This window comes from Alphaproteobacteria bacterium HT1-32 (genome assembly GCA_009649675.1).
Classification (GTDB): Bacteria; Pseudomonadota; Alphaproteobacteria; order Rhodospirillales; family HT1-32; genus HT1-32.
Window position 1 is genome coordinate 1 of the sequence record WJPL01000002.1, and the last position, 13,957, is coordinate 13,957.

1 protein-coding gene and 15 pseudogenes are annotated in these 13,957 nt (G+C 58.6%); all 16 read right to left on the bottom strand.

Annotation, left to right across the window (positions count from 1 at the left end; translation table 11 throughout):
- Positions 1-1,495 (bottom strand): hypothetical protein (locus GH722_11580; protein MRG72416.1); only part of this gene is annotated, 1,495 nt, incomplete at its 3' end.
- A 207-nt stretch (positions 1,496-1,702) separates the two neighbouring features.
- Positions 1,703-2,077: pseudogene (locus GH722_11585) on the bottom strand (hypothetical protein).
- 195 nt (positions 2,078-2,272) lie between these two features.
- Positions 2,273-2,653, bottom strand: a pseudogene (locus GH722_11590) (tandem-95 repeat protein).
- A gap of 357 nt (positions 2,654-3,010) precedes the next feature.
- A pseudogene (locus tag GH722_11595) lies at positions 3,011-4,138 on the bottom strand (hypothetical protein).
- Between the two features lie 144 nt (positions 4,139-4,282).
- Positions 4,283-4,585, bottom strand: a pseudogene (locus tag GH722_11600) (hypothetical protein).
- Between the two features lie 246 nt (positions 4,586-4,831).
- Positions 4,832-5,284: pseudogene (locus GH722_11605) on the bottom strand (hypothetical protein).
- An 18-nt stretch (positions 5,285-5,302) separates the two neighbouring features.
- Positions 5,303-5,644 (bottom strand): annotated as a pseudogene (locus tag GH722_11610) (hypothetical protein).
- A gap of 33 nt (positions 5,645-5,677) precedes the next feature.
- Positions 5,678-6,805, bottom strand: a pseudogene (locus GH722_11615) (hypothetical protein).
- A gap of 294 nt (positions 6,806-7,099) precedes the next feature.
- Positions 7,100-7,258, bottom strand: a pseudogene (locus tag GH722_11620) (calcium-binding protein).
- A gap of 105 nt (positions 7,259-7,363) precedes the next feature.
- A pseudogene (locus GH722_11625) lies at positions 7,364-7,876 on the bottom strand (hypothetical protein).
- A 285-nt stretch (positions 7,877-8,161) separates the two neighbouring features.
- Positions 8,162-9,499: pseudogene (locus GH722_11630) on the bottom strand (hypothetical protein).
- Positions 9,500-9,724: 225 nt separating this feature from the next.
- A pseudogene (locus tag GH722_11635) lies at positions 9,725-9,862 on the bottom strand (hypothetical protein).
- Positions 9,863-9,943: 81 nt separating this feature from the next.
- Positions 9,944-10,177, bottom strand: a pseudogene (locus GH722_11640) (calcium-binding protein).
- Positions 10,178-10,279: 102 nt separating this feature from the next.
- Positions 10,280-10,495 (bottom strand): annotated as a pseudogene (locus GH722_11645) (calcium-binding protein).
- Positions 10,496-10,690: 195 nt separating this feature from the next.
- Positions 10,691-11,968 (bottom strand): annotated as a pseudogene (locus tag GH722_11650) (hypothetical protein).
- Between the two features lie 444 nt (positions 11,969-12,412).
- A pseudogene (locus tag GH722_11655) lies at positions 12,413-13,480 on the bottom strand (hypothetical protein).
- Between the last annotated feature and the right edge of the window lie 477 nt (positions 13,481-13,957).

Genomic DNA, 13,957 nt, shown 5'->3' on the forward strand with positions numbered 1-13,957 from the left:
CACCGTCACCGCCATCCAGCAGGTCATCAGAGCCGCTGCCCTGCAACACATCATTCCCGGCTGTTGCGGTCAGCGGTTCCATGGCCGCGCCGCCGGCCGGCATGTCATCCGTATCCTGCGGGATGCTGCCCTGCAGGGTCAGGCTGTTGCCGGTTCCGGAGGCATCCGCACCCGGTGCACCGCCGTCAGTGAAGTCGAGATGGAAGCCGCCCGTGCCATGGTCGAGCCCTCCGGCATCCACGGCCTGCCACTCCGTTCCCGACAGTCCGCCAAAGGCATCCGCCCCCAGCGCCTCGCCGGAGACCAGATGTACATCGGCAAGCTTGCCGTCATAGTCATAGCGCGCATCATGATTGCCGCCTTCCTGACGACCCCGCAGCAGGGTCCCCACGGCCAGTGTCGCATCCGACCCGATGATCGTCTCGTAGCCCTGTTGCGGATAGACACTGCTGCCCGTCGTCGCGACCTGCTCGCCATCCACATGGAACAGGACCCGGTCAGACGCCACCGCCTGTGTCGTATCGACCGAGACCACAACATGATACCAGCGTGAGGCATCCGTCAGCCACGACCCGGTCTGCACATAGCCGTCGATCGCACCGTCAAGCCACAGCCGCAGGCCGCCCTGGCCATTGAAGCCCAGTCCGTCGGAATAGCGTGACCCGCCCGCAGACAGGATATTCCCGCTCTCTCCCGGATCACCCTTCACCCAGGCCGAGAAGGTCCAGCGCTGACGGTCGCCCGTCACATTGCCGCTCAGATAACCCGAACCAAAGTCCCCGGACGCCTCGATCCCCGCTCCTGAGCCGCCAACAGAGACCGTCACCGCAGCCTCCGCACTCGCTCCCGTATGGCCGTCGACCACACGATAACGAAGTGAACCAAGGCCCGAGATATCCTGACTTGAAAGGCTGAAATTCCCGCTCTGGTCATCCGTCAGTGTGACCACACCAAGAATTTCTCCATCGGCGCCGTGACCCAGGCTATCGATGTCAGGAGCTGAGGTGATCGTTGCTGACTGGCCGGCGCCGACCCATTGTGAGGTCGCTGCATCCCAGATTTCATAACGGGCGGACGAACCGGCACCGGTGAGTTGCCCGACGACCTGATTACCGCCGGTAATCTGAACGACCGAGTCCCGGGCTGTCGGCGGAAGTGACACAAGAATATTGCCGGTCACACCGGATTCTGTCGTGCCGTCACTGATGCTGTAGGACAATTCGGCAGAACCAGTGAAATCATCCGCCGGTATGTAGGTCCAGGTGCCGTTACCGTTGTCGGTGATGGAGCCGGATGTGACACTCAGATTGCCAACGCTGAGGGCGTCCCCGTCGACATCTTCTGCTGTTGACAGCAGGGTCGACTCATCAATCAGGAGCGCGCGGCCGGGTAATGTTGCCAGTCCGCTTATCGGCCCGGAAACAGTCGGTGCATCATTGACGCCGTTCCAGGTGAGCAGAACCGATCCGGGCGTATCGCTGACGCCGTCAGTCAGAACGTAGCTGACGGTCGCATCTCCGGTGAAATTTGCTTCCGGTGTCACTGTCCATGAACCGTCGCCATTGTCGCTGACCGACCCATGGTCAATTGAAACGGAGCCTACGGAAAGGGCGTCATTTTCTGCATCGGTTGCACCAGCCAGCAGATCGGCAGCCTGAATGATGTAGGTACTGTCCTCTGTCGCGTCACTCAGGGAAACCACGCCAAGTGTCGGCGCGTCGTTGACTTCCTGCCAGACCAGCGTTGCGGTACCGGGAAGGTTCGTCGTTCCGTCAGAGACAGTGAAGCTGATGGTGATTTCGCCACTGAATTCGGCAGCCTGACGAATGGACCAGGTGCCGTCACCGTTATCACTCAGCGTGCCTTCGCTGACGGAAATATCCGATAGTGTAATGATGTCATCATCCACATTGACGACGGCAGCCGTCAGGTCAGAGCCCCGGAGGGTATAAACCTGATCTTCGACGGCATCTGTGAGTTCCGGTGTGCCGATTGTGGGGATGTCATCCAGCGGACTGTAGGTCAGGGTTACCGTGCCGGCAGAGGCGGCGCTGCCGTCTGATATGCTGTAGCTGATTGTCGCAGTACCTGCGAAATCCGGTTCCGGTGTGACGGTCCAGGTACCATCGCCATTGCTGGTGAGTGATCCGTGATCAATCGTCATCCCGGTTATCCGCAGGGCATCACCCTCGGGATCGTTGGCCGCAGCAAGCAGAACCGCGCTGTCGATCAGATAGCTGTTGTCTTCGGTTGCGTCGGAAAGGACGGGAGAGCCGAGAAGTGGTGCGTCATTGACCGGATCCCAGGTGAGGCTGGTGGTCGCATCCGTTGTGGTCGTTCCGTCATCCACCCTGTAGGACAGGGTCATCTCGCCATTGAAGTTCTCATCCGGCGTGATCTGCCAGACCCCGTTACCAAGGTCTGTCGCCTGACCATTATCGACGGACAGTCCGTCAATTGTCAGTACGTCACCATCGGGATCTGATGCCGCAGCAAGCAGGTCGCTGGCCGAGACAAGGAACGGGCTGTCCTCGGTAGCGGCTGACAGGGACGGGGTACCGCCGTCAGGCGCATCATTGGTCGCTGTGATGTTGATTGTCGTGCTGCCGTTTGTCGACAGGCTGCCATCGGTCACAGAATAGTTGAGTGCTATCTGTCCGTTGAAATCCTGATCCGGGGTAATCGTCCAGGAGCCGTCGCCATTATCTGTAATGACTGCGCTGGAAGCAGTAAGGCTGGCGACTGAAAGCGCGTCGCCATCCGCATCCGTTGCGCCGTTGAGCAATTCAGTTTCGGTAATCACATAGGCGGTGTCTTCAATTCCGTCCGCCAGTGTCGGTGTCGATAGTACAGGCGCAAAATTGAGGCCTGACAGGGTGATGTCAGAGAAGGCGATATTGTTGATGCCTACCAGAGTGTCCGAACCATCCGGGCCCGTGACGTAGAACTCTCCCGCGGTATCATCGCGTGTAATGGTATATTCGGATGACGCTCCGGCATATATGGCGGTGTCATTGCCATCACCACCAAACAGCAGATCATCGCCAGCCCCGCCGGTCAGCGTGTCATTGCCCGCGCCACCATACAGACTGTCATTACCGGCACCGGCATCAAGCACATCATCGCCGCCAGCCCCGCCGAGAGAATCGTCGAGCAGAGAGCCACTGAGAACATCGTTCGCGTCTGTCGGGTCAACAGGTTCAATGACACTGCCGCCGGCCGGCATGTCAGCCACATCTTGTCCGACGGACCCCACAACGCTGAAATGATTTCCGGCATCCGAGCTGTCAGTGCCCGCCTGGCTGCCATCGGCAAAACCCAGATGGAAGCCGGCGTCACCGTGATCAATGGCCGTGGCATCGGTGGCCTGCCACAGATCTCCGGCGGGAAGGCCAAAGGCATCTGCACCAAGCGCCTGACCCGATACAAAATGGACTTCGGCAAGCTTGCCACTGAAGTCGTAACGGGCATCATGCCCGCGCGGTGATTCCTGATCGCCACGCAACAGGGTGCCAACAGCTGTCGGCCGGCCATCACCGAGAATGGTTTCATATCCCTGATCGGGGAACTGCTCAGAACGCAGCCCGGTCAGTTGATTCCCGTCCACCCAGAAGCGAACCCGATCTGCCGGGTCTGCGGCTGTCGTGTCGACAGAGACGACGACATTGTACCATCTTGAGGCGTCGGTCATCCACGGCTGGGTCTGCACATATCCGCCAACGGCCCCGTCGAGCCAGAGCCGGATACCGCCCTGTCCATCGAAGCCAAGGCCATCCGAATAGCGGGTGCCGCCCGCAGACAGGATGTTCCCGCTGGAAGATGAGTTGCCTTTCACCCAGGCCGAGAAAGTCCATCGCTGATTGTCGCCGGCGTTCGGTGTTGTGATCAGATGACCATTGCCGAATACACTGGATGCGTCGATATCCGGGCCGGTGTTGATGACAGAGACGGTAATGGATGCTTCTGCCGATACACCGGTTCCCTGATCGACAACGCGATATCGTAGCTCTCCCAACCCGGACGTGCGTTCGGCAGCTGTAAACTGGTAGTCGCCGGTGATGACATCAGACAGCCGCACACTGCCGACAATTTCGGGCTCTGCAGCGAGGGCAAAGGCACCGTCGGCAGGCGCCATCATTACGGCAGCCTCCTGATCAGCACCAACCCAGCTGTTGGTTGAGGCATCCCAGACTTCATAATGGCTGGCGGAGCCGGCGCCGGAGAGTTTTGCCGAGGCCGAGCCGCCGGTGCCGATCTGGATAACCGAAGATGCAGCTTCCGGCGTGGTCGCGACAGCAATCGTGCCGGAAATACCGGTGGTCAGAGCCCCGTCGCTGACATCGTAGGTAACATCAACGGAACCGCTGAAATCAGCCTCTGGTGCGTAGCTCCAGGTGCCGTCACCGTTGTCGGTCAATGTGCCGGAGGCTGCCGTCAGATTGGAGATCGTCAGATCATCATTCTCGGCATCCTGTACGGTCGCCAGCAGTTGCGCCGTTGTGATGGTACTGGTGAAATTTTCGGTCCCCATCAGGGTGGCCGAGGCAAAGGCTTCCGGCGCATCATTTACAGAAGCGAGATTCATTGTGGCGGTGGTTGCCGTTGAGCCGCCATGTTCGTCGAGGATGACATAATCCAGCGTCACCGCACCGTCCGCATCTTTCGGCGGGGTGACCGTCCAGGTACGGTCGCCATTGTCGACAACAGACCCGCCGGTGACGGAAAGGCTGCCAACTGACAGGTTTGATGAATCAACATCTGTAACATTGGCCAGAAGCGCAGCCGCGCTGACCACGAGGTTTGTGTCTTCTGTCCCGGTCAAGCTGACGGTCGCATGATTGACCGGGGCGTCATTGACGGCTGCGAAATCGATTTCGGCCGTCGCTGCGGTAACACCCCCGAGGCCGTCGCTGATCGAGTAGGAGAGGGTAATGATACCGGTCTGATCCTGTGCCGGTGTAAGACGGTAATTCCCGCCGCCGATATAGACCAGCGTACCCGAATCCGAACTGACATTGCTGACAGACAGACTGTCATCATCGCGATCGGATGCACTTGCCAGCAATTCGGCAGAGGTAATGATTCTGACGTTGTCCTCTGTGCCGGACAGTTCAACCGGCCCGCTCACATCAGGTGCGTAGTTTGTCAGAACCGCATAAGAGACAGTACCGTCAGAGAAGGCGAAGTTCTCGATCCCGGTAATCGTATCGACGCCGTCCGTGCCGACCGTGTCGGTCAGAATCAGTTTGCCGTCATCGGTCTCGGTGAAACTGTAATCATCCATCGCACCGCTGAAGACGGCAGTATCGACGCCGGATCCACCGGTCAGGCTGTCGTTTCCGGTGCCGCCGGTGACAGTATCGTTGCCGCCGCCGGCATCTATGATGTCATCACCGCCAAAGCCGGAGATGATGTTGTTTCCGTCATTCCCGTCAATCGAATCCGCAATATCGGAATTGATGTCGCCGAAGCGATCGGAGGTCAGGTCACCGAGAGCGGTATTGCGAATGCGTGTGACATTGCCGCCGCCGAGATCGAACAGGACGTCGTTGCCGGATTGGTACATCGCACCCTGAGCCTGAGCGAATCCGAAACCGTCGATTTCCGACAGATCAATGAATTCGCGGGAGGTGTCGAAATCCATGATGGTATCAAGCCCGCCGTCAGCGGCGATGGCGAATGTATCGTTGCCACTGCCGCCGGTGAGGGTTTGATTACCTTCCTCGCCGAGCAGACGGTCGTTCCCGGCCCCGCCCTCGACTTCTTCGATACCGTCACCAACGGTGATGAAGTTGTCGGCATCATCGCCGGTGATCTTGCCTGGAACGGTGACTGGCGGGAACATCACACCATTGATGTCACCCTGACCGGTACCGGATTGCGGGGTGTCCCAGAGAACCGAGAAATGGCCATCGGCAACCTGTGAAATAGCAGTATAACCGCCGCCATAGCTGCCGTGATCTTCTGTCAGGGAAACAGGTCCGATCAGGGTCTGGAGCGTTTCAGAATATTGCTTGAAATAGATTCTCTGCTCGGATTTGTCCTGATAGGAAATCGCAAATCCGCCGCCTACGGCAGCTGTAACATCACTATGTTCGGCATCGCCGACCAGCGTGCCCCCGCCTTTGCGGGTTCCCGTGGCAGAATGAAGGTCATAGCCGATAGAATAATTTCCGCTGTTCACCGTATCATAGACGTGAAGCAGATCGCCGTTCACCAGTTCGATCAGTTTTGAGGAACTGGTCCATATCCGTCGGCCGGTCCCGAGATCATCGCTGTCAATCTGGTTGCCGTTGTCGTCGTAGCGAATCAGCTTGTCGCTGGCGATAACGGCGAAGCCGCCGCCGGACAGCCCGGTCATGGCAAACAGTTTTGATTCTGATCCGGGCAGTATTCTCGTTGTATCGGTTAGAACATGCCCGGTCGCATTACGAATGGTGAAAGCGCTTTTTAGTGCACGGCCGTCAGTATGATCACGATAATAGTAGCCGACGACAAAGTTGCCGTTTGCCAGCGCCGCATCCTGATGCTGAAAGACTTCAGCGCCGTAAGGCGTCACGTCGATCAGAGATGAGATGGGATTAAGGTTCGCATCAAAGATCTGTGTACTGACGCCCCGTTGTGTGACCGCACTGTGGCCGAAGGTCTGCGTGATGGCGATATTGCCATTCGCAAGTTCTTCCATCTCGACACCCTGAAGGGTTCTCTCTCCGACATAGGGGAGAGAGACTTCGTCTGAAAGAGCCTGTCCTGTGGCACTGAAAACCCGGACTTTTGGGAAAGGACCGCCGGGCTGGAAGTCCATGAATCCGGCGAGGAAAGTACCGTCGCTGAGGGCAATAACGCTGGGGTGGCCCTGCCAGCCATTGGTGACAAAATTGATATTGAAGGCTTCACCATCCAGCGGTTGCTGGAGGGTCAGTTCGCCTTCGTCGAATTGGGCCTTGCCGATGCCGTAGAGCGTATCAGTCCCGGAATCGCCGTTCGAGACATCCGTGTCTTCGACAACAAAGGCTTCACCGTTCCAGGAAATCTTGCGGTCTGCACCAGAGCCGTCATAGACGGCCACATCGACACCGCCGGTTGCATTGGAGCCGGTCTCACCGCCGGACAGCGTATCGTTTCCGGCCCCGCCGAAAAGCGTATCTGTTCCACGGCGGCCGGAGAGAGTGTCGTCACCGTCGCCGCCCACAAGGCTGTTGGATCCGAGGTTTCCGATGATTGTATCATCGAAATCCGAGCCGATGACGTTCTCTATTGAATCGATCGTGTCGGTGCCGAGGCCACCGCCAATATCCTGTCCGCCAGCGGTTTCGAGATCAACCGAGATACCGGAGCCGGTTGCGTCCGAATAGATGGCCCAGTCATTGCCGGAGCCGCCGAGCAGGGTGTCATCCCCTGCGCCGCCCTGCAGCGTGTCATTATGCGAACCACCGTCCAGCGTGTCATTACCGGCAAGACCCGAAAGTGTATCGTTTCCGCTGCCGCCAATCAGCGTGTCGTCGCCGATGGTCCCAATCGAATCATTATCACCTTCATAGGGGTCGAGTCCGAAGCTGAGTGCGCTGAGTTCGCTTTTTTCGACGCCCGCGATCACCAGCGTATTACCATCGCCAAAATCGACAACGGCATCGCCGCCGACATCGGAGATCTGGTTGACCAGATCGACCCAGCGCACATGACCGAGTGCGGAGAGGTCAATGGATTCGGAGGCCGGGTCGAAATCGGTGATCGTATCAGAGCCGTTATTGGCAGAAATAATGAACCGGTCCGTACCGCTGCCGCCCGTAAGTGTATCGTCCCCGGTGCCGCCTGAAAGCGTGTCGTTTCCTCCGCCGCCGTCGAGGCTGTCATTGCCGCCTTCACCGGACAGCAGATTGTTGCCGTCATTGCCGGTAATATTGTCGTCGCTGTCGAAAACCGTCAGACCGAAAGCGGCAGGCGATAACTGTTCAAGTGTACGGTTCAGTAGCGTAATGACGTCACCACCCCCGAGGTCGATGACGATATCATCGCCAACCTGGGATGCAGCACCCTGAATATCATTCCAGGTAATGCCGGGATGACCGGAAAGGTCTATGGCGTCACGTTCGACGCCATCGCCGGATGAAACTGGATTGAAGTCGGTGATGACATCGGCGCCGTCGCCATCCGCATGGATGAACCGGTCCGAGCCGCTGCCGCCGGTCAGCGTATCTGCACCGGTTCCGCCGGTCAGGGTGTCATTTCCTGTACCGCCATCCAGTGTGTCGTTGCCGCCGGCGCCGGAAAGGGTGTCGTTGCCGCCGCCTGCGGACAGATCATCACCGAGTTCGCCGCCGGTTAGTGTGCCCGCATCGTCGCTCGCCGCAGAGATGTTCTCGCCGGTTTCACTGTGACGTACAGCCACCTGCTCAACACCGTTGAGCTTGCGGACGAAGATGTCCGGGTCGCCCTCAGGGGCCGGTGTCGTATAGGAATCGGTCCAGGTTGTGATCAGTTCGCCGGAGGCGAGGATGCTGATATCGCCGTAGTTGATATAACCGTTCGATGAGGAATCGATCTGGATTTCATCGGTGATCGACTTCCCTTCGGCATCGTAATACCGGACGAACAACTGTTGCTGGCCGGTGCCGCTGGTCTGGCGGAAGAAGGCCTGGGCGAAGCCGCCATCCGGTGTCGGGGTGGTGCCGATATTTCTGATGTCATCGAAGATATCCCCCGTCGCGACGACGGTAGGGCCGGCAATAAGGCTGGCGTTAGCGTCGAGCACGGCAAATTGCGGGCGATAATTCGTGGTGCCTGTGGTTGATGCAGCGAAGGAAACCACGAATCCGCCACCGGCAAGTGCCGAAACATCGGCCTTGGAATTCTCGTCGAAGGGTCCGAACGTGTTTGTCGCGACGGTGCTGCCGGTGCTGCCGTTCAGAACTTCGACATTGATGTTGTAGAAGCGGTTGCTGCTCGTCCCCATGCTTTCGTAAGACGCGACGGCCAGGTTGCCGTTCTCAAGCAGGGCGATGTCCGCATTTGAATCGCTGCTGACCGTCTTGAAACCGGAGACGGAGCCGCTAGCCGTAACCTTCTTGATTTCGGTGTTCGGACTACGCCGGTAGCTGGCAAAGTATCCGCCATCTGACGCCGCAGCGAGTTTGAGATCACCGGGCGAGTTCGAGAATGTTGCGGCATGCAGCTGGACGTCGTCGGACAGGGCAATGCCGTTGGCGTCAAAAGCGCGGCTGTAGACGGCTGTTCCGTCTGAAGTGGTTGTGCTCCGCCAGGCAACGGCGAAACCGCCGGTCGCAAGGGCTGTTACATCCGGAAAGCTTTCCTGACGTGAACTGTTGGCCGGAAGGGTAAATTCATCGCCTTGCGGATTGCCATCCGCATCGAAGATACGTCCCTTGATATCGTTGGCACCGTTTGCGTAGTTGTCCTGCCAGACCACCACATAACCGCCACCTTCAAGACCGGTAGTTTTCGAATTATATACCGTCGCAGCCGATGTGGTGTTGGCCATCGACGTGATGCCGCTGCCGTCAGCCAGATTCCGGGTGATGACGTCATAATCGGCATCGTCGAAACGAAGGGTCTCGACATCGGAAAGCGTGGTCGAACCGCCGCCGCCCTTTACCGTAACGGTCACGCCATCACTGCTGACATCATAATCGGCAACATTGCCGGCAAAGACGGCGATGTCGGTGCCATCCCCGCCATCAACAATGTCATAGCCGCTGCCGCTGACCAATGTATCGTTACCTGCGGCGGCGGAGAGGGTGTCGTTGCCGGTCGCTCCGGACAGGACGTTACTGTTCGCATCACCGGTCAGCAGATCGTCGCCACTGCCACCCGCAAGGTTTTCGACGCTGGAAAGCGTATCAATGCCGAGACCGCCACCGACAGTCTGTCCGCCGGACTGGGAGAGATCGACCGTCACACCCCCTACGGCATCGGAGTAATCGGCGGTATCCATGCCGTCACCACCGATCAGGGTGTCGTTGCCGCCACCACCGCGGAGCGTGTCATTGCCGGTGCCGCCATTCAGCGAGTCATCGCCGGCGCTACCGATGAGGGTGTTGTCACCCCCATACTCAGTGAGACCGAAATCCTCATAGGTCAGGGCATGATCCGGATTGGCGAAGACCAGCGTATCACCGCCACCCAGATCAACGGTGACGTTGGTGCCATCCGTCGTCATGCTGTTCTGGATGCTCTGCCAGTTCAGATCATGACTGTCTGACAGCTCGACGACGTCACCGGCTGAGAAATCGGTGATCGTGTCGGTGCCGGCACTGGTGACAAAGATGTCGTTGCCAGAACCGCCGGTCAGCGTGTCATTGCCACCATCGCCGGAGAGCCGGTTGTCACCCGCATTGCCGGTGATCGTGTCATCCGCATCAGAGGCGGTCATCCCGAAGGTAGCAGGAGACAGCTCATCAAGGGTCAGGTCATTGAGTGTCAGCCTGTCGCCGCCACCGAAATCGATCACCACATCATCGCCATCTTGCGACATCATGCCCTGCAGGGCGGTCCAGTCGAGGCCGGGATGTCCGGACAGGTCGATGATGTCGCCGTCATCTGCAAGGAGCGATACTGCGCCATTCGCGGCCGGGCTGAAATCTGTAATGACATCAATACCGTCACCGGCAGCGTGAATAAAGCTGTCGGCCCCGGCTCCACCGGTCAGTGTATCATTGCCGGTGCCGCCAATAATCGTATCGTCACCGCTGCCGCCATCGAGGGTGTCATCACCGCCGCCACCTGAAACGGTGTCGTCACCGCCGCCGGCATCAAAGGTTTCGCCCTGATCGCCGCCAGTCAGCGTTCCGTCTCCGTCACCCGAGACAGCTTCGCCCGTAGCGAGGTTGATAAAGATAGTCTGATCGGTGCTGTTCAGTTTGCGGACGAAAATATCCGGGTCACCCTGGGGCGCCGCTGTCGAGTAGGAATCTGTCCAGGTCGAAATGAGGTCGCCGGAGGCAAGAATCCCGAGGTCGCCATAGCCGATAAAGCCGTTTGAGGATGAATCAATCCGGACTTCATCAGTTAACGGGGTTCCGCTGGCAGCGTAATGACGTGTGAAAAATTCGCGTTGGCCAGTATCGTTGTCCTGTCGGAAATAGGCAATAGCAAAACCGCCGTCTGATGTTGCTACAGTTCCAAAACTTCCAATGAAATCAGTTTCTTCCCCTGTTACAATATCGGTTGCTGGCACAGCGACACGGCCATTGTAATCAAGAACAGCGAACTTCGGCACATATCCCGGGCCATCCCCGACCTGCTCATTGAAGCCAACGACAACACCGCCGCCTGCCAGTGCCGAGACAGACAGTTTGGAATTTATATCGAAGGGACCAAGTGTCCGTGTTGCAATGGGATCACTGGTCGCCCCGTCGAGGATCTGAACCTTGATATTGTAGTAAAGGCTGCTTCCCGAGCCATTGCTTACATAGGCTGCGACGGCAAGGTTACCGTTCTCGAGAAGGGCGATGTCCGCGTTGAAATCATTGTTGCTGGTCTTGAAGTCGGTGACGGTTCCATCAGACGAAACCCGTTTGATTTCGGTATTCGGAAAACGAAGGTAACTGGCAAAGTAGCCACCCTCGGCATCCGCAGTGAGCTTGAGGTCACTGGGCGAGTTTGAATTTGTCGCGGCATGTAACTGGATGTCGCTGCTGGTGGCGTTGCCGCTGGCGTCAAAAGCGCGGCTGTACACAGCTGACCCGTCGTCGGTTGTACTGCTCTGCCAGGCAACGGCAAACCCGCCCGTCTCAAGGGCTGTTACATCGGGAAAGGATTCCCGACGCAAATTGCTGGCCTGAACAGTGAATTCACTACCTTGCGGATTGCCATCTGCATCGAAGAGTCGCCCCTTGATGTCAGCGGCACCGTTTGCGTAGCTGTCCTGCCAGATCACCACATAACCGCCGCCGGCGAGCCCGGCGACTTTGGAGTTATAAAGTGTTGCAGTCGATGTCGTGTTGGCCATCGACGTAGTGCCGGTGCCGTCAGCCAAATGCTGTGTGATGAGGCTATAGTCACCGTCGTCAAAGCGCAGTTTTTCAAGGCTGTTTAGTGTCGTGGCACCGCCATTGCCGGTAACCGTAATGACATCCTCAACCACAGAAACATCATAATCGGCGACATTGCCGTCAAAGACGGCGATATCGGTACCATCCCCGCCAGTGAGAATATTGTAGCCGCTGCCGCCGCTGAGCGTGTCATTTCCGGCACCGCCGGAGAGGGTGTCGTTGCCGTCACCGCCCGACAGAGTATTGTCTGCGCCATCGCCCGACAGCTGATCATCATGGTCGGAACCGGTGATGCCCTCGATGCTGCTGAGTGTATCCGTTCCGAGCCCGCCGCCAACAGATTGTCCGCCAGCGATTGAGAGGTCCACCGTGACACCGGATGCTGCATCGGAGAAGGCGGCGATATCGGTTCCGCTGCCGCCGGAGAGAATATCGTTTCCGGCACCGCCGGATATGATGTCATTGCCACTGCCGCCGTTCAGGGTGTCGTTGCCACCGAGACCGGAAATCGTATCGTTGCCGCCCAGCCCGGAGATGATATCTGCGGCGGCTCCGCCGGTCAGCAGATCGTCGCCGCCGGTACCAAACTGGGCACCGTCAACATCGCCCAGACCGGATGCCGCATCCGACACGGCGGTATCGAGTGCTGCATCGGTATAACCGGTGACGATTGCCGACAGATCATTGCCCTGCGCGGCGGTGACAATATCCGCGGCGGCCGAACCCTGAGAGACGATCGCCACCTGTGAGGCGGCTTGCAGAACAGCAGTTCCCGAACCGGCTGCGTCCGTATTGCTGTCCAGTATCTGGTTTGATGCCTGTATGACATCCGAGGCATCGTCAGTGAGATTGTTCAGGCTGGTTATCTGGCCGGCGTCGAGACCGGCAACTGTACCTGCATCGGCAATCAGGGTGTCGAGTGTTGCGCTGTCTGACAGGTCGACCGGGCCACCAGCCGCAGCAACAATGTCAGCAAGTGCTTCGGCGGCTGCATTGAACATGTCGACGGTTGATCCGCCGGAGACACCTTCGAGCAGGGCCGCAACTTGGGTCAGCGTATTCTGGACGGCAACGCCGGTGACATAGAGTGCCGAGCCGCCGGCTGTTTCTGCGGATGTCAGGGCAACCGGGTCTGCGGAGAACATATCGAGGTCTGCATCGAGACCAAAGGCGGCTTCGACCGCAGCCCCGGCATCGGCCTGGCTCAGGCCGTCATCCATCATCCAGGCAACAAGGGTGGTCAGCGGTGTGATGATCCCGGACCCTGCGGGTGCCCGCAGCATGCCGCCGAAAGCAACGCCGGTTGCGGCATCGGTGCCGCCGGTCTGCACCAGCCCGCCGAGCGGGTTTTCGAGATCGAAGCTGCCGTTGACGCCGGTGATGGCATTAGACTCGTCGTCATCCAGGGCAAGGTCGCCATCTTCGTCGGCGAAAACGGTCGCACCCTCGATATAGCCGTCGACCGCCATTCCCGAAATGGCGGCTTCGTCATGACCGGCGACGGTGATGGTCCCGGTATGGAGGGAGGTGTCCGTACCGTCGGACAGGCGGTAGGTGAAAGTGACTTCCTGTGTCTCACCGTCATCCAGCGTTTCCAGTTCACCGTCAGTTGTATATCGATAACTGCCATCCGGATTGAGAGTCAGCGTGCCGTAATCCGGGCCGCTGACCAGTTCGTAGCTGATAGCCTCGCTTTCGGCATCGAAGCTGGTGAGGTTGCCGGTAACAGCGGCGTCTTCATCAGCGCTGATCGTATCGATGATCGCTTCCGGCGCGTGGTTGTCGACCCCGGTGATCGACAGTACGAGCGTTTCCGTATTGCTGATGCCATCGGGTGAATTGACGGTGATCTCGACCGTCCGGTTACCAGTTGTTGCCTGGTCTTCGGAGTTCTGGAAAGTGACACTGGCAAGGGCGGACTGGTAGTCGGCGGTACTGGCTTCTCC